The organism is Synechococcus sp. SynAce01, from assembly GCF_001885215.1.
GTDB classification, from domain to species: Bacteria; Cyanobacteriota; Cyanobacteriia; order PCC-6307; family Cyanobiaceae; genus Regnicoccus; species Regnicoccus frigidus.
On sequence record NZ_CP018091.1, the window covers coordinates 1,566,111 to 1,591,633 of the forward strand.

24 protein-coding genes and 1 tRNA gene are annotated in these 25,523 nt (G+C 66.1%); 13 read left to right on the forward strand and 12 right to left on the reverse strand.

Annotated elements, in window-relative coordinates; genetic code table 11:
- Positions 1 to 14: 14 nt before the first annotated feature.
- Complete coding sequence (locus BM449_RS08140; protein ID WP_071800806.1) at positions 15 to 1,022, forward strand: Gfo/Idh/MocA family oxidoreductase; 1,008 nt, start codon at positions 15 to 17, stop codon at positions 1,020 to 1,022.
- Here BM449_RS08140 and BM449_RS08145 read toward each other — a convergent pair.
- Positions 983 to 4,261: a glycoside hydrolase family 15 protein gene (locus tag BM449_RS08145; protein WP_071800807.1), complete on the reverse strand. Its 3,279-nt coding sequence runs from the start codon at positions 4,259 to 4,261 to the stop codon at positions 983 to 985. The two genes, BM449_RS08140 and BM449_RS08145, sit on opposite strands and share 40 nt — an antisense overlap.
- 96 nt (positions 4,262 to 4,357) lie before the next feature.
- Here BM449_RS08145 and BM449_RS08150 point away from each other — a divergent pair, with 96 nt between their 5' ends.
- Entirely contained in the window at positions 4,358 to 5,089 is a 732-nt protein-coding gene (locus tag BM449_RS08150) for a WecB/TagA/CpsF family glycosyltransferase (protein WP_071800808.1), read from the forward strand.
- Between the two features lie 53 nt (positions 5,090 to 5,142).
- Here BM449_RS08150 and BM449_RS08155 read toward each other — a convergent pair whose 3' ends face one another.
- Both BM449_RS08155 and tgt read right to left on the reverse strand, forming a co-directional pair.
- The gene (locus tag BM449_RS08155; protein ID WP_071800809.1) at positions 5,143 to 5,295 is read right to left on the reverse strand and encodes a photosystem II reaction center protein K; all 153 of its coding nucleotides are present in this window, start codon (positions 5,293 to 5,295) and stop codon (positions 5,143 to 5,145) included.
- Between the two features lie 32 nt (positions 5,296 to 5,327).
- Positions 5,328 to 6,449 (reverse strand): tRNA guanosine(34) transglycosylase Tgt, encoded by a 1,122-nt coding sequence (gene tgt, locus BM449_RS08160; RefSeq protein ID WP_071802102.1) that lies wholly within the window; start codon positions 6,447 to 6,449, stop codon positions 5,328 to 5,330.
- A 120-nt stretch (positions 6,450 to 6,569) separates the two neighbouring features.
- Here tgt and BM449_RS08165 point away from each other — a divergent pair, with 120 nt between their 5' ends.
- Positions 6,570 to 7,373, forward strand: coding sequence for an adenosylcobinamide-GDP ribazoletransferase (locus BM449_RS08165; RefSeq protein WP_071800810.1), 804 nt, complete (start codon positions 6,570 to 6,572; stop codon positions 7,371 to 7,373).
- On the opposite strand, the gene BM449_RS08170 is transcribed toward BM449_RS08165, so the two are convergent.
- A complete protein-coding gene (locus BM449_RS08170) occupies positions 7,353 to 8,495 on the reverse strand; it encodes a HAMP domain-containing sensor histidine kinase (RefSeq protein ID WP_071800811.1) in 1,143 nt (380 codons plus the stop codon). The two genes, BM449_RS08165 and BM449_RS08170, sit on opposite strands and share 21 nt — an antisense overlap.
- Positions 8,496 to 8,900: 405 nt before the next feature.
- On the opposite strand from BM449_RS08170, the gene BM449_RS08175 reads away from it, so the two are divergent.
- Positions 8,901 to 9,272, forward strand: a complete 372-nt coding sequence (locus BM449_RS08175) for a DUF3155 domain-containing protein (RefSeq protein WP_071800812.1) — start codon at positions 8,901 to 8,903, stop codon at positions 9,270 to 9,272.
- Positions 9,273 to 9,390: 118 nt separating this feature from the next.
- Here BM449_RS08175 and BM449_RS08180 read toward each other — a convergent pair whose 3' ends face one another.
- Complete coding sequence (locus BM449_RS08180; RefSeq protein WP_071800813.1) at positions 9,391 to 9,984, reverse strand: dienelactone hydrolase family protein; 594 nt, start codon at positions 9,982 to 9,984, stop codon at positions 9,391 to 9,393.
- 59 nt (positions 9,985 to 10,043) lie between these two features.
- Here BM449_RS08180 and purH point away from each other — a divergent pair, with 59 nt between their 5' ends.
- On the forward strand, positions 10,044 to 11,600 hold the full coding sequence (gene purH, locus BM449_RS08185) for a bifunctional phosphoribosylaminoimidazolecarboxamide formyltransferase/IMP cyclohydrolase (protein WP_071802103.1): 1,557 nt from the start codon (positions 10,044 to 10,046) through the stop codon (positions 11,598 to 11,600).
- Between the two features lie 54 nt (positions 11,601 to 11,654).
- Positions 11,655 to 12,113: a DUF4079 domain-containing protein gene (locus tag BM449_RS08190; protein WP_071800814.1), complete on the forward strand. Its 459-nt coding sequence runs from the start codon at positions 11,655 to 11,657 to the stop codon at positions 12,111 to 12,113.
- 91 nt (positions 12,114 to 12,204) lie between these two features.
- Here the strand turns inward: BM449_RS08190 and BM449_RS08195 are convergent, their stop codons facing one another.
- The 4 genes from BM449_RS08195 to sfsA form a co-directional block, all read right to left on the reverse strand.
- Positions 12,205 to 12,837: a DUF1997 domain-containing protein gene (locus BM449_RS08195; RefSeq protein WP_233831297.1), complete on the reverse strand. Its 633-nt coding sequence runs from the start codon at positions 12,835 to 12,837 to the stop codon at positions 12,205 to 12,207.
- A 110-nt stretch (positions 12,838 to 12,947) separates the two neighbouring features.
- Positions 12,948 to 14,144, reverse strand: a complete 1,197-nt coding sequence (locus BM449_RS08200) for a 4-hydroxy-3-methylbut-2-enyl diphosphate reductase (protein WP_071800815.1) — start codon at positions 14,142 to 14,144, stop codon at positions 12,948 to 12,950.
- A 112-nt stretch (positions 14,145 to 14,256) separates the two neighbouring features.
- On the reverse strand, positions 14,257 to 15,699 hold the full coding sequence (locus tag BM449_RS08205; protein ID WP_071800816.1) for an ammonium transporter: 1,443 nt from the start codon (positions 15,697 to 15,699) through the stop codon (positions 14,257 to 14,259).
- A gap of 130 nt (positions 15,700 to 15,829) precedes the next feature.
- Positions 15,830 to 16,594, reverse strand: coding sequence for a DNA/RNA nuclease SfsA (gene sfsA / locus BM449_RS08210; protein ID WP_071800817.1), 765 nt, complete (start codon positions 16,592 to 16,594; stop codon positions 15,830 to 15,832).
- A gap of 75 nt (positions 16,595 to 16,669) precedes the next feature.
- Here sfsA and murJ point away from each other — a divergent pair, with 75 nt between their 5' ends.
- Positions 16,670 to 18,283: a murein biosynthesis integral membrane protein MurJ gene (gene murJ / locus BM449_RS08215; protein ID WP_071800818.1), complete on the forward strand. Its 1,614-nt coding sequence runs from the start codon at positions 16,670 to 16,672 to the stop codon at positions 18,281 to 18,283.
- Here the strand turns inward: murJ and BM449_RS08220 are convergent.
- The 3 genes from BM449_RS08220 to BM449_RS08230 form a co-directional block, all read right to left on the reverse strand.
- Complete coding sequence (locus BM449_RS08220) at positions 18,267 to 18,533, reverse strand: cytochrome-c oxidase (RefSeq protein ID WP_071800819.1); 267 nt, start codon at positions 18,531 to 18,533, stop codon at positions 18,267 to 18,269. The genes murJ and BM449_RS08220 overlap by 17 nt on opposite strands.
- A gap of 68 nt (positions 18,534 to 18,601) precedes the next feature.
- Positions 18,602 to 18,892: a DUF3181 family protein gene (locus tag BM449_RS08225; protein WP_071800820.1), complete on the reverse strand. Its 291-nt coding sequence runs from the start codon at positions 18,890 to 18,892 to the stop codon at positions 18,602 to 18,604.
- Positions 18,893 to 18,914: 22 nt separating this feature from the next.
- The gene (locus BM449_RS08230; RefSeq protein ID WP_071800821.1) at positions 18,915 to 19,166 is read right to left on the reverse strand and encodes a hypothetical protein; all 252 of its coding nucleotides are present in this window, start codon (positions 19,164 to 19,166) and stop codon (positions 18,915 to 18,917) included.
- Positions 19,167 to 19,273: 107 nt separating this feature from the next.
- Between BM449_RS08230 and BM449_RS08235 the strand changes: the two genes are divergently transcribed.
- The 6 genes from BM449_RS08235 to BM449_RS08260 all read left to right on the forward strand — a co-directional run bounded on the left by BM449_RS08235 (position 19,274) and on the right by BM449_RS08260 (position 25,517).
- A tRNA-Arg gene (locus BM449_RS08235) sits at positions 19,274 to 19,347 on the forward strand.
- Between the two features lie 129 nt (positions 19,348 to 19,476).
- Positions 19,477 to 20,766 carry a serine hydroxymethyltransferase gene (glyA, locus tag BM449_RS08240; protein ID WP_071800822.1) on the forward strand — a complete coding sequence of 430 codons (1,290 nt, stop codon included), beginning with the start codon at positions 19,477 to 19,479 and terminating at the stop codon, positions 20,764 to 20,766.
- Positions 20,767 to 20,804: 38 nt separating this feature from the next.
- Entirely contained in the window at positions 20,805 to 21,935 is a 1,131-nt protein-coding gene (locus BM449_RS08245) for an MraY family glycosyltransferase (protein WP_071800823.1), read from the forward strand.
- A complete protein-coding gene (locus BM449_RS08250; protein WP_083544642.1) occupies positions 21,928 to 23,256 on the forward strand; it encodes a competence/damage-inducible protein A in 1,329 nt (442 codons plus the stop codon). Before BM449_RS08245 ends, BM449_RS08250 begins: the two co-directional genes overlap by 8 nt.
- 111 nt (positions 23,257 to 23,367) lie before the next feature.
- Entirely contained in the window at positions 23,368 to 24,819 is a 1,452-nt protein-coding gene (leuC, locus tag BM449_RS08255) for a 3-isopropylmalate dehydratase large subunit (RefSeq protein WP_071802106.1), read from the forward strand.
- Positions 24,820 to 24,848: 29 nt separating this feature from the next.
- Positions 24,849 to 25,517, forward strand: coding sequence for a 3-isopropylmalate dehydratase small subunit (locus BM449_RS08260; protein WP_071800824.1), 669 nt, complete (start codon positions 24,849 to 24,851; stop codon positions 25,515 to 25,517).
- The last annotated feature ends 6 nt before the right edge of the window (positions 25,518 to 25,523 follow it).

Consider the following 25,523-nt stretch of genomic DNA (forward strand, 5'->3'; position numbering starts at 1 on the left):
GTGCTGGGGATGCGATGACCACCGTTCCGATCGAACCGGTCAAGGTGGGCGTCATCGGCATCGGCAACATGGGCTGGCACCACGCCCGCGTCCTGAGCCTGTTGCGCGATGGCGAACTGGTCGGTGTTGCCGACCTCAACGAGCGTCGCGGGCAACTGGCGGTCGAGCAGTTCGGCTGCCGCTGGTTTTCCGACTTCGAAGCCCTTCTGCCCCATGTCGAGGCGGTGTGCATCGCTGTTCCGACCCTGTTGCACCATCGGGTCGGCATGGCCTGCCTGCGGGCCGGCGTGCACGTGATGATCGAAAAGCCGATCGCCGCCAACCAGGAGGAGGCCACCGAGCTGATCCAGGCTGCCGAGGTCGCCCAGCGCCAGCTGCAGGTGGGCCACATCGAGCGCTTCAATCCCGCCTTCCGGGAGTTGCTCAAGGTGGTGGCCGATGAGGAGGTGGTGGTGCTCGAAGCACGCCGGCACAGCCCCCATGCCGATCGCGCCAACGATGTGTCGGTGGTGCTGGATCTGATGATCCATGACATCGATCTGGTGCTCGAGCTCGCCCAGGCTTCGGTGGTGCGGCTGGCGGCGGTCGGTGGTCGCAGCGCCGAGGGCCCGATCGACTACGTCAATGCCTCTCTAGGTTTCGACAACGGTGTGGTGGCCAGCCTGACGGCCAGCAAGATGGCTCACCGCAAGATCCGCAGCCTCAGCGCCCACTGCCGGGCCAGCCTGGTGGAAACCGATTTCCTCAACCGCAGCCTCCATATTCATCGCCGCACCCACGAAACGGTGTCTGCCGACCACGGCGATCTCCTCTACCGCAACGACGGCTTCATCGAAGAGGTGAGCACCACCTCGATCGAACCCCTCTATGCCGAGCTGGAGCACTTCCTGCAATGCGTGCGCGGCTGCGAGATTCCGGCGGTGAATGGCCAGCAGGCCTCCAGGGCCCTGTTGCTGGCCAACTTGATCGAGCAGGCCGTCGATCAGCCCTCGCTCTGCATGACGCTTGACGCCCCGATCTGAACGGGGCCTGATTCGATTCCCTTGGTGAGATCACGCAGGGCCAGGATCTGCCAGCGGCGGCAGCTGGCCGGTGAGGCGCGGTAGAAGCTGTCCCAGGCCTCCGCTTTGTGCAGTCCGTAGGCTTCGGCGCTGCTGTCGCCGTGGTCCTGCTGCCAACCGACGCGGACGGCGTGGCCGATCACCACGTCAAGGGCCAGGTTGTCATCGAAGCGAACCTCAGGATTGGCCCCCACGAAGGCCACCAGGGAAAGCAGGGTCTCGCAGCAGAGCCGCCGATATTCGGGAGCTTCGATCTTGCTGAGCAGATGCTCCACCAGGGCGGCGAAGTTGCGCTCACCGGGGGTTTTCTCGGAGATCAGAGGGGCGCTCTCTAGCCGATTACGGCGTTCCAGTTTGTCGCCGATCACCAGGCCGCGGCAGTGGTGGAGCAGATCCCAGACACCGGCATAGAAATCGCGGGGGACCCGTTGCAGGGCCCCGAGCCGCTGGCGGTGCTGCAGCCAGCGGGTTTCCCCGCTTGGCAGGGTTTCGAGTGCCACCGGTACGTCCCAGCGGACCCGGCCGCTGAGGTGGAGCTGTTCCTTGCGCCGCAGGGCATCGCGGGCATGGTCCACATCGGCCAGCACGGCCCGGAGGCGGCGACGGATCGCGTGCGGGGGCAGGCTGCACAGCGCTTCGAAGGCGTCGCCGGGGCTGAGGTCCTGCTCGGCGGCCAATTCACCGGTGAGCAGCAGTAGCAACTGACCCAGCTGCAGGGTGAGGCTGCCGCTGAGCAGGGCAGGTTCCAGCCGAGCCAGGCCGTCCAAGGCCAGCAGCAGCTCCTGTTGCAGCATCCATTCGCGCCCGTCTTCGCCGCTGAAGCGGCGGATCATGGCGGCGATCGTCGCGCTGCCCTGGGGCTGGGTGATCAGCGAGTCGTGGGTGTAGTTGCGGCCCACCACCAATTGTTTCTGGCGCACCAGCAGGTCGGTCATGGCATCTTCGAGCTGGGGGTGGACCAGGTCGATCAGGCCGGCGCAGCGGCGCACCACCGACCAGTCGGATTCGCCCAGGCTGCGGCGGTAGATCTCCTCCACCAGGGCCTGCAACCGCACCGGTCCTCCCTGCGATGGTCCCTGCAGGATCGCGTTCTGACCGAGGCGTCGCACCAGCTGTTCGAGCAGCTCCGCCTGCTCGCTCAAGGAGGTGCTTCCCCAGAGCCGCTCCGCCAGGTCGGCGATCGGGATCTCTTCGAGCTCCTGCTCCTGCTCGATGGTGAGCGGGTGGTGGCTGCTGCTCGGCAGCATCGGGGTGGCGGCGATCGAGGCTGCGGAGCTGCCGATCGCCTGGGCCGGTAGGTCCACCCAGCAGGCCCAGGCGCTGAGCGCTTCGAGCCGATCCAGCCGCACCGGCACCCCCTCGAGGCAGCCGCTGGCCAGGGCGTGGCCGAGGCGAAGGATGGCGTCTGGATCGCGCTGGAACGGCCCGGCCGCCACCGGGATGACCAGCAGCGGCTGGCCGGATCCGCGCCAGTGGCGCTGGAGCAGGCGCAGTTCACCGATCACGGTGTCACCGAGCTGTTCGGGGTCATCGACGAGGTAGAAGGTGCCTTCCTCCAGCACCGCCGGCAGGAAGGCGATCAGGCCGGCGCTGTCTCGGTAGACCCGGGCGGTGGCCATGGTCTCCATGCGCACAGGCGGATGGCCGCTGAGGCCGAGCTTTGCGTTGGCGCCCACCTCGGCCATGCGGGCGGCCAGATCCCGGGAGCCCGCCAGCCGCACCGGCCTGGCCCCACCAGCCCAGTCATCCTCCGTCACGCTGTCTGCGCCGCTCACCGGCAGGCCCGCCGCTTCCAGTGCTGCGGCGATCGAGGCATTGGCGGGTGCCAGGGCGACAAGCACCTGCTCGGCGCCCGGCTGGCTCGGGTGGCGACGGCCAATGGGATCGATGTCTTCGGGTTTGATCAGCCCATTGAGCAGCAGATCACCCAGCCAGGTGAGGCTCTGGGTCCAGAGCAGGGGAACGTTGGCATTGGCGATCCGCGCCTGGCTGCCGGGCTGGAGCCGTTCCGCCTCGATCGCCTCCTGCGGCACCAGGTAGAGCTCGGGAAGGAGCGGCAGGCCGTCCACTTCCAGGCTCACCGCCTCCAGCCGCCGCCGCCAGCCCCAGGCTTCCTCCCAGCGCGCTTCGCAGCAGGCTGTGACCAGCTCATAGGCGAAGAACAGCGGCCATTCGCACTCGATTGCTTCGAACTGGGCCAGTTCTTCGCGCTCGTAGTGGAGGCGATGGTGGTCTTCCACCACCGTCTGGTGGCCATCGCGACGAAAGCGTTTGTAGCCGTACCGGCCGCCGAGCTCCCGCCGGATCTTGTCCCTGGTGCGTTCGACCAGCAGGGGATCTTCCACGGCCCAGGCGGGGTAGCCGATCACCGATAGGCAGGCACTGTCCACCTCCTTGCTCGCCGACTCCCGCGGCAGCAGGGCCTGGAGGGCGCGGCGCAGGCGCATCACCGGCGGCTGGGGGATGTGCAGACAGCAGCTGCCGTCGCCGTGGGGGCCATAGAGGTCGAGCCCATCGAGGGCCTCCAGGGCCGCCTTGACCAGGCCGATCGAGCTGGCGTTGCGCTCCGGCTCGCCATGGTTGCCCTTGTCACCCCGCTCCCAGATGCCGTAATCGGCCACCCGGTAGGCCCGGGCCACGTAATACACCAGGTTCTGCAGAAAATCCCGTTCGTGGTGGCTCTGAACCACGACCAGGCCGCCCTTGGTGAGCTGGGCGAGCTGGAGCAGATAGAGCGCCGTGGCATCGAGCTGCAGATGCCCCCAGCCGTCATCGGCCACCACCGGCTCACCGCGGGACGTGTCGAATTTGGCGTGGATCGCATCGCCGCGGTTGAGGCTGTTTTTGAAGCGCTCCACCTTGTCGGCCTGGCGCAGCATCGCCACCAGCAGGCCGCGCATCAGCATCAAGACCCGCTGCTCCAGCTCAAACACCCGCTGGCTGGCTCCGTTGAGGCGGCGGTGCGCCAGCGCCAGCCCCCAGACGCATTGAATGGAGTACACGCAGTCGCGGACCCAGGCATCGCCGTAGTTGCCATGGACGGTGTTGGCGGTGCTGGCCGGCAGCAGGCCGCTGATCGGGTGTTGACGCACCAGCACGGCCCGCTCGATCTGGCCATCGAGGAGCTGAAGCATCGCCTGGGCTTCGGCATCGGCCAGAACCCTGGGCCCTTGATCGTTGCCGCTGCCTGGGTCTGCCATCCTGCCGCTGAACTCCTGGATCGATGGGTGCCGGCGCGGATGTCGCCGGTAGTCTCCGTAGATTCTCCCCTGCCGTAAACGCGGCCCTCAGCAGCGATGGCGACGGAATCGGTTCAGGCTCCGGCACCTAGAAGCCGGGTGCTGGGCGTTCCAGTGCATGTCTGCCCCGATGTGTTCGAGGCTGCCCTCGCCCTGCAAGCCAGGGGCGGCGGTCAGATCGTCACGCTCAACGCCGAGATGACAATGGCGGCGTTGGAGACCCCCCAGCTCCGCGCCGTGATCGAGGCGGCCGAGCTGGTGATCCCCGATGGGGCTGGCGTGGTCTGGGCGTTAGGCCGGCAGGGCGATCGGGTGCGCCGCAGCCCCGGCATCGAGCTGGCCCAACGTTTGCTCGGCCATGCCGCTGCTGCGCACTGGCGCGTCGCCCTTGTCGGGGCCAGCCCGGTGGTGATGGCGGCCCTGGTGGAGCGGCTGCACGCGCGCTGGCCGGGCCTGGATCTGGTGTTCAGCAGCGATGGCTACCACCAAGCGCAGGAGTGGCCAGCCATTGAGCAGGGCCTGCTGGCTGCCAGGCCCGATCTGGTGCTGGCAGCCCTCGGTGTGCCACGCCAGGAAACCTGGATCCAACGCCTGCATCGGGGCCAGCCTGGCCTGTGGATGGGGGTGGGCGGCAGTTTCGATGTCTGGGCAGGGACAAAAAAAAGAGCCCCCGCCTGGATGGGAGCTCTGCAGATCGAATGGTTGTACCGGCTCTATCAGGAACCCCACCGCTGGCGGCGGATGTTGTCCCTGCCCGCGTTTGCCTGGGCGGTGCTCCGCGGTGGCTGAGCCCTGCTGCGTTGAGCTCTGGTGATGCCTGGAGCCTGCCGTTGATTCGCGATTCAGCGGAAGCCGACGGAGGCTTGCCAGACGAAGGCCAACAGCAGGAAGAAAAGTGGAATGATCGGCAGGATGTCGACCAGCGGGCCGAAGGCCTGGTACGCCTCAGGAAGCTGGGCCAGCGTCAACACAGCCATGCCAGTGAATACTGCCATTCCTGGTGCTTAGAACAAGATCAAATCGGACGCTACCACGTGTGGGCCGCCGCAGAGCCCGGCTCCCAGGGAGCGAAATCCTCTGCAAAACAACCGTCGGCAATGGCGCGGCCCATCGCCGTGGTGAAGCGGATCAGGTGGGTGAGGTTGTGCAGGCTCAGCAGGGTGCGTCCCAGCATTTCATCGCTGCGAATCAGGTGGCTGAGGTAGGCGCGGCTGTGGCTCCTGCAGGCCAGGCAGGGGCAGCTGGCATCAAGGGGGGTGTGGTCGTGGCGAAAGCGGGCATTGCGCAGGTTCCAGCGTTCGCCCCCGACTAAGGCGGTGCCGTGGCGTCCCAGTCGGGTCGGCAGGACGCAGTCGAACAGGTCGATCCCCTGGGCCACGGCGATCGCCATTTCGCGCAGGCTGCCGATGCCCATCAGGTAGCGAGGTTTGTGCTCCGGCAGCAACGGGGTGACCTGGCGAACGATTCTGTGCATCTCCTCCACCGGTTCACCGACGCTGACCCCGCCGATCGCGATGCCCGGCAGGTCCATGGCCGCCACGGCCCTGGCGGATTGGTCCCGCAACTGGGGATAGAGACCGCCCTGGACGATGCCGAACAGGGCCTGGTCGGCACGGTTGTGGACGACCGCACAGCGCTCCAGCCAGTCCTGGGTGCGCCGGCAGGCCACGGCCACTTCGGCTTCGCTGGCCCCATAGGGAGGGCACTGGTCAAAGGCCATCACCACATCGGCCCCCAGGGCCATCTGAATCTCCATGGAGCGCTCCGGCGTCAGCGTGATCCGAGCGCCGTCGCGGGGGGAGCGGAAGACAACGCCGTGGTCGTCGATGCGATTGAGCGCCCCCAGGCTGAACACCTGATACCCGCCCGAGTCGGTGAGCAGGGGCCCGGGCCAGCCCATGAAACGGTGCAGTCCGCCGGCTTCCGCCACCACCGCTTCGCCGGGCTGGAGGTGCAGGTGATAGGTGTTGGCCAGCACCATCTGGGCGCCGGTGGTGGCTAATTGATCGGCGCTGACCCCCTTGACGGTGGCCGCGGTGCCCACCGGCATGAAGCGTGGCGTCGTGATCACGCCGTGGGGGGTGTGAAACCTGCCGCAGCGTGCCTGGGTGTGACGGCAGGAGGCGGTGCGCTCGTAATGAAAAGGAATGGCCGGAGTCGATCGACTGGCCCCTGCCCCAGGGGGTGACAAGGCTGGGTTCGCTCAACGGTGGGTTGAACTTAAGGGGTGCCCCTCACGCCTGCCCCGCCGGTGATTCCCGCTCCGCCCGTGACGCCTCCCTCTTCCGGCCGTGCACGCGCCCCTGGATGGCTGCGGGATCTTGCTGGAGCCTGGGTCTTCTACAGCGTGCTGCCGCCCTGGCCCAGGCTCCAGCCGCGCTTCGAGCGCATCGCCCGTTTTGCGCCCTGGATCGGGCTGGTGCTGGGTGGCTTGCAGGCCCTGCTCTGGGGGGGCACCGCCCTCTGGCTGCCTGCGGAGGCCCGCGTGGCCCTGGTGCTGGCCCTGGGCTTCTGGCTCAGCGGCGGCCTTCATGTCGATGGGGTGATGGACACCGCCGATGGTCTGGCTGCCGGTGAGCGCTCGCTTGAGGCGATGGACGACAGCCGGGTGGGGGCCAGTGGTGTGCTGGCCTTCACGCTGCTGCTACTGCTGCGGGCCGCCGCCCTGCTGAGCCTGGCGGCGGCCGCCTCTGCGGCAGTGGTGGCGCAGGTGTTGATCTGGTCAGCGGTCTGGGGACGGATGGCGCCGCTGCTGGCGATTGGGGCCTTCCCCTATCTGCGCCAGGACGGCACCGCTGGCTTTCATCGCCGCCACTGGCTCGGCATCGGCCGGGAGTTGCGTCCCTCGTTACTGCTGCTGGCCGCACTGGCGCTCCAGGGGGCAGGGCCGCTGGGGGCAGGCTGGTTCTGGCAGGGCTGGCTGGGGCTGCTGCCGGCGCTGCTGGTGCCGCTCTGGCTGGGCCGGCGACTGGGCGGCCACAGCGGCGACAGCTATGGGGCCTGCGTTGAGTGGACCGACAGCCTGGCCCTGCTGCTGATGGCCCTGGTGATCTCAGCGGGCTGGCTGATCTGAGGGCAGGCTGAGGCAGAAGGCATTCCCTTCGCCGGGCAGGTCCGCAGCAACGGCCTGGGGGGGCTGGATCAGCTGCAGCTCACCACCCAAGCTGCGGGCCAGCTGCCTGGCCAAGGCCAGGCCCACCCCCGTTCCCGAGAGCCCCTCCGACGTGGCGCCGCGGACCCCCCGTTCAAAGATCGCCTCTCGCTCGTTGAGGCTGATCGCCGGCCCCCCATCCCAGACCGTGAGACGGAGCTGGCCTGGCTGGCTGTCGTTCTGGCTGACTGGCTGGCTGCAGTGGAGTCCAACGGCGCTGCCTTTCGGGCTGTAGCGGAAGGCATTTTCAAGCAGATTCGCCAGGATTTCAGCCACGGCTCCGCTGTCGCCGCTCCAGTCGGGACGCCACCCGGGCCCGAACCAGTCGCGGTCCTGCAAGGACGCGGTGGCCGCGGCCCGCTGCAGCAAGGGGTCCAGGCGCTCCTGCAGAGGCTGCGCTTGCCCGGAGCTCAGCGAGGGGGGCAGCAGCAGGGGGTGGGGCTCGGCGCTCACCGAGTCCAGCTCCAGGCGGCTCCCCAGGCTGTCGATGGCGTCGACGTAACGATTCAGCTGGCGTTCTTCCTCCAGCAGGCCGTCGACGAGGGAACGGTTCTCGGGATCACGTTCCAGTCGCCGTTTCAACAGTTGGCCGAAGGTGCGCAAGGCAGCCAGCGGATTGCGGAGCTGGTGCACGAGCAACCGCAGATCCCGGTCCTGGCCCTCCAGCTGACCCTGCAGGCGCTGATTGTCGAGGTCAAAGCAGCGGGCTTCGGTCAGGCAGTGCGCCACCGCCTGGAGACGGACGCTCAGGCTCGGTGGCCAGGGAAGTTGGGCTGTTTCCACCCGCAGGGCTCCCAGCAGCAGTCGGTCCTGACGCAAGGGCAGCCAACGCCGCTCGGCGCTGGGCAGTTGCAGGCTGCGGTCCTCGTCAACGGCCGGCAGAATCCGATCGTCGCGGGGCCAGTGGCCGACGGGAATCAGGCCGGGTTTGCCATCGCCCCCTGGCAAGGCGAGGTAAACCACCAGAGAGCGAAGGTCGGGACGGTCGGAGAACTGGGCCAGCTGATGGCCGAGCAAGGTCAGGAAGCGGGCGGAGATCTCCATCGGTGACTGGGCTTGACGCTGAAACCGTGAAATTTGCGCTCGGATGTTGGGATCCAGTAAAAAAGGCGTAATATTTGAGTATCGACCAATACTTCGCACTCCGGGAGCCGGATCACCAAGCGAAGCAGAGGCGGCCTTCGTTGCATCCCCTTGCAGCTGAGGTTACAGCAGAGGCAGACACGTCCCTCTGTTGTTTGATGGCCTGTTTTCAGGCCATCGCGTCACTGTTGGCCTGGTTGCAGAGAGTCCCTTATCCGGGTGATCCTCTGTTATCTCCTCCACCCGGCAGAAAGTTGTTTGGGAGTTGGCAAGCATGCTCCTTTTGAGTGTGCCGCCGCTTTGGCTCGCCCCTGGCCCGCCATTTTCCTACCCATCCTCATCCTCCTCCCCTTTGGGAGTGGTTTCATGTCAAAGAAGCGCAAGCGGATCAGCCGCCGTCGTCTTGCCGGTCAGCGCGTGCTAGCCCACATTCCCACCCATAACCTTGAAACTGGTGAACACAAGCCGGTCACGGCCGCCCGTCGGTTCATCGCCGAATCCGGCCTGCAGCCCCCGGCCTTGCTGAATGTGCGCCGCAACGAGCACACCACGGATCGTTTTTTCTGGGGTGAAAAGGGCCTGTTCAGCGCCCAATACGCTGAGGAGAATCACTTTCTGTTCCCTTCCCTGCGGCTGATCGTGGATCAGATCGGTGAAGACGCGCTCTTTGCCGGCCTTGAGCCCACCGGCTCCGACGACTGGGAAGAAATGGAAGAGTACGAATACGCCTTCGTTTGACGCCGAAGGCCTGATGCCGAAGCAGGCCCAATCATCCTCTTGCCGGTTCATCCCGGCTCCGGGGTGATTGGGGTGGCCGATCTAAGCCTGGCTTGCTTGTTCAAGGCCACTCCTTCGCTCACGGCAATTGTTCCTTCAGGAACGTCCGCAGCATCGGAAACAGGCCGACGTCGATCGTGTGTCCACCGCTGAAGCGCAGCAGCTCGGCGCTGCCGCCCGCTGCACGCAACTGGCGCAGCACCTCTTCACTCGCTGCCACCGGCACCACCGGGTCTTGTTCGCCATGGGTGAGTAACACCCGGGCCAGCGGTGCTTGTGGGGCCCAGCCGGGGTGGGGATAGCCGCTGCAGGCGATCAGGCCGGCCAGCGGCAGGCCGCTAGCCACATCGAGGGCCATGGCCGCCCCCTGGGAAAAGCCCAGCACCACGGTGGCCTCCAGCGGAATCGACTCCGCGAGCACCAGCAGCCGCTGGCGCAGATCCATACGGGCGGGCGGCAGCCCTGGCCATTCCGGTTGCTGCAGGTCGTACCACTGCCTGCCCACCCCGTGGGGATGGGGCTCCGGAGCTCGTAAAGCCACAAGGGCCACGGCAGGCCCTCCCAGTTCTTCGCCGAGATCGAGCAGGTCGTCGGCGTCCGCGCCCCAGCCATGCAGGAGCACAAGGCGCTGTTTGGCGTCGGCGGGGCCTTGCTGCAGCTGGTCCTGGGTCATGGGGAGGGAAGCAAATGGGAGCTCTGGGTAGGTTGTGGCGATTCAGTTCGGCGATCGCCATGCCACCCACGGCCCTCCTGAGTGTGTCGGATAAGGAAGGGGTCGTGGCCCTGGCTGAAGCGCTCCACCGCAGCCACGGCTACCAGCTCCTCTCCAGCGGTGGCACCGCTTCGGTGCTGGCGGCGGCTGGCCTGCCGGTGACGCGGGTGGCCGATCACACCGGATCCGCTGAGATCCTCGGTGGGCGCGTCAAAACCCTGCACCCCCGCATCCATGGCGGCATCCTGGCCAGACGCGATGACCCGGGTCATCAGGCCGACCTGCAGGCCCAGGCCATTCCCTTGATCGACCTGGTGGTCGTGAACCTCTATCCGTTTGTGGCCACGGTGGCCGATCCGGCCGTGGACTGGGAGCAGGCGATCGAAACCATCGACATCGGCGGCCCGGCGATGCTGCGGGCCGCGGCCAAGAACCATGTCGATGTGGCCGTTCTCACCCGCCCCGAGCAGTACGGACCGTTTCTCGCCGCCCTGGCGGAGGGGCGGCTTGATCAGGCGTTCCGCCGCCAGCTGGCCCTCGAGGCCTTCCGGCACACCGCCGCCTATGACGCGGCCATCAGTGGCTGGCTCGAATCCCAGCTGGCCAGCGCGGCCGCTCCGCCCCTGCAGCTCCAGTTGCCGGCCCGGCAAACCCTGCGCTACGGCGAAAATCCCCACCAGAGCGCCGTCTGGTACAGCGCCCCGGACGCTGGCTGGGGCGCCGCCCGCCAGCTGCAGGGCAAGGAGCTCAGCACCAACAACTTGCTCGACCTCGACGCTGCCCTGGCCACCGTGCGTGAGTTCGGCTACGGCGTGCCGTTGCCTCAGGGAGGCCAGCCGGCGGCGGTGGTGGTGAAGCACACCAACCCCTGCGGTGTGGCGATCGGCGCTGACGGCATCGAGGCCCTCAGCCGGGCCCTCGATGCCGACAGGGTCTCGGCCTTCGGCGGCATCGTGGCCGTCAACAGTCCGGTGGAGCTGGAGGCCGCCCGCCTGCTCAGCGGCCTGTTTCTCGAATGCGTGGTGGCCCCGTCTTACAGCGCCGAAGCCCTGGCGCTGCTGGCGAGCAAGGCCAATCTGCGGCTGCTGGAACTGAGCGCCACCCTGATTCAGCGGGCCTCCCGCCGCCAGCTGCGCAGCGTGCTCGGTGGGGTGCTGGAGCAGGAGCTCGACGACCAATCCGCCTCCGAGGACAGCTGGCAGGTGGTCAGCCGCCGGGCGCCGAGCAGCGCCGAACGCGACGACCTGCGCTTTGCCTGGCGCCTGGTGCGCCATGTGCGCTCCAATGCGATCGCCGTGGCTCGGGGCGGGATCAGCCTGGGGATCGGTGCCGGCCAGATGAACCGGGTGGGCTCCGCCCGGCTGGCCCTGGAAGCGGCCGGTGAGCAGGCAAGGGGCGCCGTGCTCTCCAGTGATGGCTTCTTCCCCTTCGCTGATACCGCGCAGCTGGCGGCCAGCCATGGGATCACCGCGCTGATTCAGCCGGGAGGAAGCAAGCGCGACGGCGAATCGATCGCGGCCTGTGACGACCACGATCTGGCCATGATCGTCACAGGCCGCCGCCATTTCCTGCATTAAGCGGCGCAGGGGTGCGTGCCAGTTGTAACTTCGCTAGCAACGCCCCACCTCTCCATGCCAGACGCCATCGCCTTCAACCTCAACTTCCTCCATCCCTTGTTGATGTGGTCGTTGCTGGCCCTCTCGGGCTATGCCCTTTTCCTGGGCATCAAGGCGAAGAAAACCCGCACGGCCGAGCTTGAACAACGCAAGGAACTGATCAAAGGCAAGTACGCCCAGCGCCACTACGTGATCGGCAGTCTGGTGCTGGCGGTGATGGTGCTGGGCAGTTTTGGTGGCATGGCCGTCACTTACTTGAACAACGGCAAGCTGTTCGTTGGCCCCCACCTGCTGGCAGGCCTCTCGATGGTGGGCCTGATCGCCGTGGCCGCCTCCCTCTCCCCCTGGATGCAGCGCGGCAATCTGATCGCCCGTAAGGTCCACGTGGGCCTGAATATGACGGTGATGAGCCTGTTCCTCTGGCAGGCCGTCAGCGGGGTTCAGATCGTCAACAAGATCTGGGTCAATCGCTGACATTCATCAGCCGGATCAAGACTCAGCAGGATCAAGCCCTGCCTGGTGGCCACAAGCCACAACAGGCTGTCCGCGATGGCCGGCTCCGCGTTCAGAAGTGAGCCCGGCGCCTTGGCGGGCAGCTGAGGTTGTGGTTGGCGTGAAAATCTTCCTGAACCTTCCAGGTGAGTTTGCGGGAGACCTGACGCACGATCTGGCGAAGCAAATGGTCTCCACTTGACTGCACCAGGCCATCTGGGAGCAGACCGATCACGGCAGGCAGGCGAATCCAGACACTCAGGTCGAGTTCCCAGCACACCTGGGTGCCAGGCCCGTGCTCAAGCTCCAGCCGCTCAAGCTGCAACGTGGCCTTGAAATCCACGTCGTAGATCTCCTGGAGTGAGGGATCGCCATCGGCCAACGGGACGGTGACGATGCGGTAAATCCCTTCGCTCTGGGGCAGCAACTCCAGGGCGATCGTGGGTTCGACCTCAAAGCCGAAATTCCCGAAACGACCCAGGGTCAGGGCATAGCCGTTCTGGCCGATCGACAGCACCTTCATCGGGGCGGCGCAGCGGCGGAACCAGCCGTCGTGGTGGTCGAGGTAGTTGGCAACCAGCGGTGCCTCCGAGCGCATTTCCATCAGGTCGGCGAACTGGCTGCTGTAGCAGCGCACGCGCGGATCGGACCCGTCTCGTAGCCGGGCACTGGCCACGGTGGCGGATGGAATGCGGGGATGGGCGATGGACAAAAGACTCCGATTTCCCCCCTTGCCCGGCCAGGAGAGCAGATCAATGAGGGCAATCCCAATCTAGGTGTCAAAAGCCAGCCGAGTTGGCGCCGCTGTGACAGCGATCAGTTGTCGCACAGGTCCATCAGATGGCGGATGACGTCTTCAACCACCCGGTCGGGGGTGGAGGCCCCAGAGGTGATGCCCACCCGCAGCGGGCCGGCGGGCAGGAATGGGGTGACCGATTCAAGATCGCCGCCCAGGGGCATGTGCTCAATCTGGTTGCCAGGACCGATCCGCTCCGGCGTATCGATGTGAAAGGAGCGGATGCCCCGGCTGATCGCAATCTCCTGGAGGTGGGTGGTGTTCGAGGAGTTGTAACCGCCGATCACCACCATCAGATCAAGCGGTTCGTCCACCAGGGAGAACATGGCGTCCTGACGTTCCTGGGTGGCGTCGCAGATCGTATTGAAGGCGAGGAAGTGCTCGTTCAGTGCGACCGGGCCATGGCGTTGCAGCATGGTGCGCTCGAACATCCGGCCGATTTCCTCCGTTTCGCTCTTGAGCATGGTGGTCTGATTGGCCACGCCAACCCTGGAGAGGTCTCGGTCGGGGTCGAAACCGGGCGAGCAGGCTTTGGCAAAATGCTCGATGAACGCTTGGCGATTGCCCTTGCCGAGGATGTAGTCGCAGACCATCTGGGCTTCGGTCAGGCCGAGAACCACCAGATAGGTTCCGGCGAAGGAACTGGTGGCCAGGGTTTCCTCGTGCTTCACCTTGCCGTGGATGATCGAGGTGAAGGCATGTTTCTTGTGCTTCTCCACCGTGTTCCACACCTTCGACACCCAGGGACAGGTGGTGTCGACGATGTGACAGCCCCGCTCGTTGAGGAGTTGCATCTCCTGCACCGTGGCGCCGAAGGCCGGCAGGATCACCACATCACCGACGCCCACCTCTGAAAAATCCTTGACCCCATCTTCGACCTGGATGAACATCACGTTCATCTCGCGCAGATGGTCGTTCACCGAGGGGTTGTGGATGATCTCGTTGGTGATCCAGATCCGTTCGGTGGGGAAGTGACGTCGGGTTTCGTAGGCCATGGCCACGGCCCGCTCCACACCCCAGCAAAAGCCGAAGGCTTCGGCCAGTCGAATCGTGAGCCGGCCATGGCGCAGTTCGTAGCCGTTTTCACGGATGGTGGCGATCAGTTCGCTCTGATAGGCCTCCTCCAGGTTTCCGGACACCTCTTCAGCCCGACCGAAGCCGCGGCGGTTGTAGCGCTCGGAATGGTGCAGCGAGCGTTTGAAGGCGCGGGTGTCCATGGCAACGCCGTCTCAATGTCCGCTGACTCTATGGGCCAAGCCCAGCGGTTGGCGCAAAAAAAACCCACGGCCGAAGCCGTGGGTGCAAGAAGCCAAACAGGGGTGGATCCGATCAGCCCACAGAGGAGACGAAATCGGGATAAGCCTCCATGCCGTGCTCGCTGATGTCGAGGCCCTCGGTTTCTTCCGATTCGCTCACCCGGATACCTCCGGAGACCGCCGAAAGCACCGACCAGAGGATCCAGGAGGTGACAACGGCGAAGATGCCGTAGGCCAGAACTCCAACGATCTGATAGCCAAACTGGCCAAAGCCATGGCCGTAGAGCAGGCCTTTGTCCTTGTTGAACAGGCCAACAGCCAGGGTTCCCCACATGCCACAGGTGCCGTGAACGGAGAAGGCACCCACGGGATCATCGATACTCAGCGAATCGAGCATCGCCACGGAGAAGACCACCAGGCCACCACCGATGAAGCCGGCGATCCAGGCACCGGCCATGGAGAAACCATCGCAACCGGCCGTGACGCTCACCAGACCGGCAAGGATGCCGTTGATGGTCATCGTCAGGTCAGGTTTGCCGCCGCGAATCTGGGACACCAGGGTTCCGGAGATGGCACCACCGGCTGCACCGAGGGTGGTGGTGACGGCCACGTAGGGGACGGTCTGATCCATCGCCAACACCGAACCCGGGTTGAAGCCGTACCAGCCGATCCAGAGGATCAGGCAACCCAGCGTGGCAATGGCCATGCTGTGTCCAGGCAGGGCCTGGGTTTTGCCATTGACGAACTTGCCGATGCGGGGGCCGAGAATGATCGCGCCGACCAAGCCGGCCCAGGCACCAAAGGAGTGAACAATCGAGGAGCCGGCAAAGTCAATGAAGCCCATCTCACTCAGCCAGCCACCATTCCACTGCCACGATCCGGCGATGGGATAGAGCAGACCGACCAGAACCAACGAGAACACCACAAAGGCGCTGAACTTGATGCGCTCGGCAACAAGGCCAGAAACGATCGTGGCGGCGGTGGCGGCGAAGGCCACCTGGAAGAAGAAGTCAACGGTTGGAACCAGGGAGCCGTCCGTGACCATCTCCGGGGTTACCGCAGGATCAAAGAAGATGCCCTTGAAGAACAGCCAGCCGCCGATCACGGCGTTGCCGTACATGATCGAGTAGCCAACGAACCAGTAGGCCGTTGCGGCAAGTGCAAAAACAATCAGATTCTTGAGCAGGATGTTGACGGCATTCTTCTGCCGGCACATCCCGGCTTCGACCATGGCGAAGCCCGCATTCATGAAAATGACGAGGATCGCTGCGACGAAGATGAACAGGTTGTTGATCAGGAAGGCTGGTGTCAGCTCTGGCAATTCAGCGGCATGGGCCGAAAGATTGAAAACTCCAAGCCCGAAGAGGGCGAGGGGAATACAGGCCAGCCAGGTCAGGGTGCCCTGATCTTTCAGACCCTTGATGCGGCCAAACAGCAGGGATGGAGCATCGAGCAGGCTGGTGTCCTTCAGCCGCCGTGGCTTGGGCCGGCGAGGAGCATGGAGAGCAACGGTCATGGAGCGATTGATCGCAGAGGACGTCATGTGGACATTGCAACGCTGAAAAAAGCGTTCCATCGTGGCTAAAAGTGCTCGCAAGTGCCCCTTTCTCAGGTCGCATCCGCTACAGAAGTCCTGAAATCTTCGTTCAGGTTGCGATCTTGGGACCTCTCGGCAGCACCGGCGCCACCCCCAGCCAGGTCACGGCCGTGGCTTCGAAGCGGTAGCGGCAAGGCAGCACCTCCACCCCTTGGGTCAGGGCCTCGCGGAACAGCTCCCCGTAGCGGGGATCGGCGGAATCCCCGGGAGCGAATCGGCTCACATCCCAGCGGCTCAGGCATGGCACCAGCACGGCCCGCGCGGTGGGGATCAGGGCGGCCAGTTCAATCAGATGCTTCTGGCCCCGCTCGGTGACGGTGTCGGGGAAGAGGGCCAGATCCCCCTGGCTCCAGGTGGTGTTCTTCACTTCCAGATAGATCGGCCGGGGATCAGCCGCCGCCGCCGGCGGGCTCAGCAGCAGGTCGATGCGACTGCGACGGTTGGCGCCATAGGGGACCTCGGCCCTGATCGACTCGATCGGGCCCAGCCAGGGCTCGAGGCAGCCTGCCTCGATCGTGGCCCGCACCAGTCGATTCGGCAGGGCCGTATTCACCCCCACCCAGCCGGTCTCACCATCGGCGCCCACCACCTGGGCCTGCTCCCAGGTCCAGTCGAGTTTGCGTTCCGGCCGCGGGTCGTGCCGCAGCCGCACCAGGCCTCCGGGCTTGAGCACCCCGGTCATCGGCCCGGTGTTGGGGCAGTGGCAGGTCACCACCTGCCCGCCTGCCAGCTCCACATCGGCCAGAAAACGCTTGTATCGCTTCAGCAACACCCCTTCGACCAGGTTCTGGGGCCAGAGGATCTGGGTGGGCATGCTGCGAGGCCGGCAGACCATGCTGCACCGCCAGAGGGGAGAATCAGCCGGCGATGCGGCTTCGGCAGCGACTGGATGGCGAAAACCCTGAGGCGGATCGCCCTGATCGTGGCCATGGCCACCGCCTTGAGCAAGGTGGCCGGCCTGGTGCGACAGCAGGTGATCGCCGCCGCCTTCGGGGTCGGGGCCGCCTACGACGCCTACAACTACGCCTACGTGCTGCCGGGGTTTCTGTTGATCCTGCTGGGGGGGATCAACGGTCCGTTCCACAGCGCCATGGTGAGCGTGCTGGCGCGCCGTCCCCGCCAGGAAGGGGCCCACGTGCTAGCTGCGATCAACACCCTGGTGGGGGTCGGATTGCTCGGAGTCACGATCCTGCTGGTGGCCGCGGCCGATCCGTTAATCACCCTGGTGGGGCCGGGGCTCGGGGCTGATCGCCATGCCATTGCCGTTCTGCAGTTGCGCTGGATGGCACCGATGGCCCTGTTCGCGGGGTTGATCGGTCTTGGCTTCGGCGCCCTCAACGCGGCCGATGTCTTCTGGCTGCCCTCCGTCAGCCCGCTGGTCTCCAGCCTGGCGATGATCGCTGGAATCGGCCTGCTCTGGTGGCAACAGGGCGCCGCCATCAGCCTGCCCGCCACGGCGCTGCTCGGCGGGGTCGTCCTGGCCGGCACCACCACGCTCGGAGCCTTGCTGCAGTGGTTGATCCAGCTGCCGGCGCTCGCCAAGCAGGGCCTGCATCGCTTCCGGCTCGTCTGGGACTGGCACCATCCCGGCGTTCGTGAGGTGCTGCAGGTGATGGGCCCGGCCACACTCTCCTCGGGAATGCTGCAGATCAATGTGTTCACCGATCTGTTCTTCGCCTCCGGCATCGTTGGAGCCGCCGCCGGCCTCGGCTACGCCAATCTGCTGGTGCAGACCCCGCTGGGCCTGCTCTCGAACGTGCTGCTGGTGCCCCTGCTGCCGGTGTTCGCCCGGCTCACGGCTCCCGCCGACCGGCCGGCCCTGGTGGGCCGCATCCGCCAGGGCCTGATGCTTTCCAACGCCAGCATGTTGCCGCTCGGCGCCTTGATGGTGGGCCTGGCCGGCCCGATCGTCGCCCTCGTCTACGAGCGGGGGGCCTTCGACAGCCAGGCCGCCGCCCTGGTCGGTGGTCTGCTGATGGCCTACGGACTGGGGATGCCGGCCTATCTGGGGCGCGATGTGCTGGTGCGGGTGTTCTATGCCCTGGGTGATGGCGTGACGCCGTTTCGCTTTTCGATGGCCGGGATCGGTTTCAACGTGATCTTCGACTGGGTTCTCGTCGGCGGCCCGACGCCCTGGGGGCTGCAGCTGAGCGCCCTGAATTTTGGAGCTCCCGGTCTGGTGTTGGCCACCGTGGCCGTCAACCTGATCACCTGCGTCGCCCTGCTGCTGGCCCTGCGCAAGCGTCTCGGCGAGCTCCCCCTGCGCCGCTGGGCCAGCGACACGGCCCTGCTGATGGGAGCGGCGCTTGTGGCCGGTCTGGCCGCCTGGATCTTGTCGAACGGTGTGCGCTGGCCGGCCGGGCTGCCTGGCCTGCTGCTGCAGGGTGGCCTCAGCGCCGGCCTCGGCCTGGGACTGTATGGCCTGCTGGCCACCGCCGCCGGGGTGCCGGAAGCCCAGCAGCTCAGCCAACAGATCCGGCAACGGCTCAGCCGTCGTTCTTGAGCCGCACCTGCCGTTCTTCGCGCACGTGAACAGGGATCTCCAGGTGGTTGCGGCCCAGCATCACCGGACCATCAAGGGAATAGATCTTCGCCTCGATGCCGAATTCCCGAAAAGCTGTCTCCAATTCCTGGATCAGGGCCTTCTCGACCTGGGCTTCGGCATCGACCACCTTGCCGATCAGCCGCCCGCCCAGCTTGCCCATGCGCTGGCTCACCACCTCACGGGCATTGGTGACCTCGATGACCAGCATCCAGCGCCTGCGGGAGGGGCAACACTATGCGCCAGTTGGTGCGCCTGTTGGTCCCCCTGCACAACCGCTTAGGAGCAGAAGGATTCGAGGATGTCTTCGAGATCCCGCAGTTGGCCCGCCGGAATCAACCGGGCCAACGGCAAGCGGCCGGGCCCTCCGCCGATCGGCACCTGAAGGGCTTCGAGGGCCTGGCGTGCGCAGATCCCAGCGCCCTGATCGATCCGGGCGGCGCACTCGATCGCCAGCGGATCGGCCAGTCCGGCGTCCCCCAGGTAGAGGTGCCAGCCAGCGATCTGGATGTAGAGGCGGTCGGCCAGAGCCAGCGAGAGCTCTTGGAATTGGCTTGTCGTCAAACTCAAGGTTGCAGTTGCGATCCTTTCCTCAGGATGGAGCCACTGGTGCCGACTTCGCATGTAGTCGCAACACGATGAGGAGATGCATCAGCAGAGCAGCGGCCCAGGCCAGCGTCAGCCAGCCCAGGTGCTGGAAGGGATGGCGCAGCCCCTGCAGGAACCAGAGGCCGCTGTTGAAGGCGGCGAACACCCCGCCATGGACGCAGAGGTTGACGACCCGCTCGAAGTGGCGATAGGTGGGATCGGCGGGGTCGGCGGGCCCGTACCAGCGGATTGGCATGGAGGAAAGGAGCAAGGCCCCCAGACGCTGGATCCATTCTCTCCTTCTGTCGAAACGTCAGGGCAGTTGACGGATGGCACCCCCGTGCGGTGAGAATGTCGGTTCAAGCGCTTGTAGCTCAGCGGATTAGAGCATCTGACTACGGATCAGAGGGTCGGGAGTTCGAATCTCTCCAGGCGCGCTTTCAACCGTCCCCAGGGGCGGTTTTTTATTGATCAGCCACGGTTTGTTCGTCCACGGCCACGGTTGTTCGTCGTTGCTTGCGTTCGTCGTTTCTTACGATGAGCCACTAGCGCCTTGACTTGCAGCGATGACGGATTTCACCGGTGCCGCCCTGAACCAGTCCCTCGCGGCCGGCGATCCCGCCATCGCGGCCCTGATCGCCAAGGAGGGCGAGCGGCAGCAGCACCATCTCGAATTGATCGCCAGCGAGAACTTCACCTCGCGGGCGGTGATGGAGGCCCAGGGATCGGTGCTCACCAACAAGTACGCCGAAGGCTTGCCCCACAAGCGCTACTACGGCGGCTGTGAGCACGTTGACGCGATCGAGGAGCTGGCGATCGCCCGGGCCCGCCAGCTGTTCGGGGCCGCCTGGGCCAACGTGCAGCCCCACAGCGGCGCCCAGGCCAATTTCGCCGTTTTTCTGGCCCTGCTCCAGCCCGGTGACACGATCCTGGGGATGGATCTTTCGCACGGGGGCCATCTCACCCATGGCTCGCCGGTGAATGTGTCAGGCAAGTGGTTCAAGGCGGTCCACTACGGCGTTTCGCCCGACACCGAGCATTTGGATTTTGCCGTGATCCGTCAGCTGGCCCTGGAGCACCGCCCCAAGCTGATCATCTGTGGCTACTCGGCCTACCCGCGCACGATTGATTTCGCGGCCTTCCGCGCCATCGCCGACGAGGTCGGCGCCTACCTTCTGGCGGACATGGCCCACATCGCCGGCCTGGTCGCCGCTGGGGTGCACCCCAGCCCCATTCCCCATTGCCATGTGGTCACGACCACCACCCACAAGACCCTGCGTGGGCCCCGCGGCGGCTTGATCCTCACCAACGACGCCGACTTCGGCCGCCAGTTCGACAAAGCGGTGTTTCCCGGCAGCCAAGGGGGGCCGCTGGAGCATGTGGTGGCCGCCAAGGCGGTGGCCTTCGGAGAGGCGCTCCAGCCAGGCTTCCGGGCCTACAGCCAGCAGGTGGTGGCCAACGCCCAGGCCCTGGCTGAGCGGCTGATCGAGCGCGGCCTGCGGGTCGTCTCCGGTGGCACCGATAACCACCTGGTTCTGATCGATCTGCGTTCGGTCGGCCTGACCGGCAAGGTGGCTGATCTGCTGATGAGCGATGTGAACATCACCGCCAATAAAAACACCGTTCCCTTTGACCCTGAATCCCCGTTCGTGACCAGTGGCCTGCGCATTGGTAGCGCCGCCCTGACGACACGAGGTTTCGATACCGAAGCCTTCGAGGAGGTGGCCGAGGTGATTGCTGATCGCCTGCAGAAGCCCGCCGATGCCGTCGTCGAGCTGCGTTGCCGCGAGCGGGTCAAGGCCTTGTGTGACCGTTCCCCCCTCTATGGGCCGTCCAAGGTCGCCCAGATGGTCTGACCCCCATCCCTAAGCTGTCGCTCACAAGCTGATCGGTTATGACCAGCCCGGCCGATCTGTTCGGCAGTCCGCTCAAAGTGGCTGTCGTCACGTTCGGCATTGCCGCCGTGCTCACGGCCCTGATCGTTCCGCTGGTCCGGCGTCTGGGCCTGCGCTATGGCCTGATTGACACCCCCGATCCGCGCAAGCAGCACGCCGTCCCGATGGTTCGGCTCGGTGGTGTCGGCATGGTGGCCGGCTTTTCCCTGGCCCTGGCGATCACTTGGTTTCTCGGTGGCTTCGGCAGCCTGGCGCCGGCCAAGGATGAACTGATCTGGACGACCCTGGCCGGAGCTCTCTGCTTCTTTGTGATCGGCCTTGCCGACGACCTCTTCGCCCTGCCTCCCCTGCCCAGGCTGGCCGGTCAGGTGGCGGTGGCGATGGTGGTCTGGAGCGAAGGGGTGCGCATCGGCGGGATTGATCTTCCCCTCGGTCTGGTCGGCTTGCCAGGGTCGGCCCTGGTGCTGCCCGATGGGCTTAGCCTGCTGGCCACGGTGATCTGGCTGGTGGGCATCACCAATGCGATCAATTGGATCGATGGCCTCGATGGCCTGGCCGCCGGTGTGGGTGGCATCGCCGCGATCGGCTTGCTGTCGGTGAGTTTCAGCCTGCAGCAGAGCGCCGCTGGCCTGCTGGCTGCCGCCCTGGCCGGGGCTTGTTTCGGCTTCCTGCGTCACAACTTCAACCCCGCCCGCATCTTCATGGGCGATGGCGGCTCCTATTTCCTCGGGTTTGCCCTGGCGGCTATCAGCATCGTGGGCCCCGCCAAGGGGCTCACCACCGTCAGCCTGCTGTTCCCCCTGCTGATTCTTTCGCTGCCGCTGGCGGACATGTCGGCGGTGATCATGGGCCGGCTGAGTGAGGGCCACTCGCCCTTCTACCCCGACCGCCGCCATCTTCACCACCGGCTGCTGCGGGCCGGCTTCAGCCATCGCCGCACCGTTGTGCTGATTTATGCCTTCACCCAGTGGCTGGCGGCCCTGGCTCTGGTTGTGGCCGATGTGGAGATGCGCTTTCTCTGGCTGGCGATCGCCACGGCGGTGCTGATCGGGGCCTTGGTGCGCTCCCGCCAGAAACGCCTGGTGGCGGGCGTTTCCGAACGTCCATGCTCCGGTGATGCCGATGGCTGACCCCAGCTGTTCCGCTGAGTCTCCAGAAACCAGCAGTGCAGCGATCAGCAGTGCCGCGAAAGGAGCCCTTGCTGCCGAGATTCTCTGCATCGGCACCGAGCTGTTGCTCGGCACCATTCTCAACGGCAACGCCCGCTGGTTGGCCGAGGAACTGGCGGCCCAGGGCCTCCCCCACTACCGCCAGACCGTGGTGGGCGACAACCGGGAGCGGCTGATCCAGGTGGTGCGCGAGTGCGCCCAGCGCTGCAGCCTGCTGGTGTGTACCGGCGGCCTTGGCCCCACCCCCGACGACCTCACCACCGAGGCGCTGGCCGCGGCCTTCGGCGCACCGTTGCAGGAGCGGCCCGAGATCTGGGCTGACATCAGCGCCAAACTCGCGGGCCGCGGTCGCCCGGTGGCGACCAGCAATCGCAAGCAGGCGCTGTTGCCCGTCGGCGCCCAGGTGTTGCCCAATCCCACCGGTACGGCGCCGGGAATGATCTGGAGCCCCCGACCGGGCTTCACCGTGCTCACCTTCCCGGGGGTCCCCGCCGAGATGCGGGCGATGTGGAATGGCACCGCTGTGGACTGGCTGAGCGGGCAGGGCTTCGGCGGTGGGGTGTTCCAGAGCCGCCTGCTGCGCTTCTGGGGCATCGGCGAATCCAGCCTGGCCGAGCAGGTGGACGATCTGCTGGCCCTGGAGAACCCCACCGTGGCCCCCTATGCAGGTGCCGGTGAGGTGAAGCTGCGACTCACTGCCCGGGCTGACACGGCCGCGGCAGCCCGGGGCCTGCTGGTGCCGGTGGAGGCGGAGTTGCGCGAGCGCACCGGCCTGCTCTGTTTCGGCGCCGATGACGACAGCCTGGCCTCGGTGGTGCTGGAGTTACTGCGTCAACGGGGGCAGACGCTCGCTGTTGCCGAATCGTGCACCGGTGGGGGCCTCGGTGCTGCCCTGGCCGGGGTGGCAGGGGCCTCCGATGTTTTTCTTGGCGGCGTGATTTCTTACAGCAACCGCATCAAGCAGGAGCTGATGGAGGTGCCGGCGGGAACCCTGGCGGCATATGGAGCTGTGAGCGACCCAGTGGCGCTGGCGATGGCCGAAGGGGTCCGTCGCCGGCTGGGCAGTGACTGGGCCATGGCGGTGACCGGCATTGCCGGCCCTGGCGGCGGAAGTGCCGACAAGCCCGTCGGGCAGGTTCACTTCGCCGTGGCGGGCCCCGATGGCAGCGAGGCGGCTTCTGTTCGCTTCGGTGCCCGGCGCGGCCGTGCCTGGATCCAGACCCTCAGCGTTGGCGAAGCCCTCAATCAACTGCGCCTGCGCTTGGGCCGATCAAGCCGCTGATTCCCCCGTCTCGGCAGCCCAGGTGATGTGCGGGTCTCCTGCTGCGAGAGCCGGCCGGCCGTTTCGCGCCCACCCTTCGGTTTTAGGCTGCTGGGATCGGCGGAGGTCACGGTGAGTTCCGGAACGCTGTACGACAAGGTTTGGGATCTGCACCGCGTGGCTGAGCTGCCCGGCGGCGCCACCCAGCTGTTCATCGGTCTGCACCTGATCCACGAGGTGACCAGTCCCCAGGCCTTCGTGGCCCTGCGGGAGCTGGGCCTGGGAGTGCGCCACCCGGAGAGGACGGTGGCCACCGTGGATCACATCGTGCCGACTACCTCCCAGGCGCGGCCCTTCGCTGATCCCCTGGCCGAAACAATGCTGGCCACCTTGGAGAGCCACTGCGAGGAGCACGGCATCCGCCTTCACGGCATCGGCAGCGGCCGTCAGGGGATTGTGCACGTGATTGCACCGGAGCTGGGTCTCACCCAGCCAGGCATGACCGTGGCCTGTGGCGATTCCCATACCTCCACCCACGGGGCCTTCGGAGCAATCGCCTTCGGCATCGGCACCAGCCAGGTGCGTGATGTGCTGGCGGCCCAGAGCCTTTCGATCGACAAACTCAAGGTGCGTCGCATCTGGGTGGAAGGCCGGCTGCCTTTTGGTGTGTACGCCAAGGACTTGATCCTCCACATGATCCGCCAGCTCGGGGTCAAAGGTGGCGTGGGCTATGCCTATGAATTTGCTGGTCCGGCCATCGAAGCCCTCTCGATGGAGGAACGCATGACCCTCTGCAACATGGCGATTGAGGGTGGCGCCCGTTGCGGCTACGTCAATCCCGATGCCACCACCTTCGCCTACCTGCACGGCAGGCCGATGGCTCCGAGCCGGGCGAACTGGGAGCGGGCGGTGGCTTGGTGGCAAAGCCTGGCCAGCGGGCCTGAGGCCCACTTCGACGACGAGGTGCGTTTCGATGCCTCGGCCCTGGCGCCCACGGTCACCTGGGGGATCACCCCCGGCCAGGGGATCGGCATCGATGAGGCCGTGCCGACCCCCGAGCAGCTCGAACCCAACGAGCGCCCCCTGGCCGAGCAGGCTTACCTCTACATGGACCTCACCCCGGGGGCTGCGATGGCCGGTCTACCTGTGGATGTCTGCTTCATCGGCAGTTGCACCAACGGTCGGCTCAGTGATCTGCGCGCCGCTGCGGCCGTGGCCCGGGGGCGAACGGTGGCCAGCGGAATCAAGGCTTTTGTGGTGCCTGGCTCTGAGCAGGTGGCCCGCGCCGCTGAAGCCGAAGGGCTCGATCAGGTCTTCCGCGCCGCCGGGTTTGAGTGGCGCGAACCGGGCTGCTCGATGTGTCTGGCCATGAATCCGGACCGCCTCGAAGGCCGCCAGATCAGCGCCAGCTCCAGCAACCGCAACTTCAAGGGTCGCCAGGGCTCGGCCGTTGGCCGCACCCTGTTGATGAGCCCGGCGATGGTGGCGGCCGCGGCCGTTCGTGGTCACGTCACCGATGTGCGCGAGCTGCTGCTGGCGCCGCCACACCCCGAGCCAGCCCAACCGGAGCCAGCGCTTTCCTGAGTCAGTTTGTTGCCCGCACCCTGCCATCAATGACCACTTCCACTTCTCCCACCAGCTCGCGGCCCAGCTCACCCCCGCGTTCGCACGCCGCCTTCCCCTCCGGTCCGATCCGCTCGGTTCAGGGGCAGGCGGCGGTGATCAGTGGCGATGACATCGACACCGACCGCATCATTCCGGCTCGTTTCCTCAAGTGCATCAGCTTCGAGGGCCTGGGGGAACAGGCCTTTGCCGACGACCGTCTTGAGCTGGCCGGGGCCCATTCCCTTGATCGGCCTGAGCGCCGGGATGCCCGGATCCTGTTTGTGAACCGAAATTTCGGCTGCGGCTCGAGCCGGGAACATGCCCCCCAATCGCTGATGCGCTGGGGGATCCGGGCGGTGGTGGGCGAGAGCTTTGCTGAGATCTTCTTTGGCAACTGCCTGGCGCTGGGGATTCCCTGCCTGCAGGTCAGCCATGACAGCCTCGTCGACCTTCAGGACCTCTCCACCGCCGACCCCGCCCTCGACTTCCAGCTCGACCTGGTCACAGCTGTCTTGAAGGCTGCCGATCGGCACTGGCCGCTGGAGATGGCGCCCGGGCCGCGCCATCTGTTGCTCAGCGGTCAATGGGATGCCACCAGCCAGCTTGTGGCCCACGATCAGGAGCTGCGCGCTACGGCGGCGCGACTGCCTTATTTGGTCAATTTCGCCCCTAGCTGACGCGTG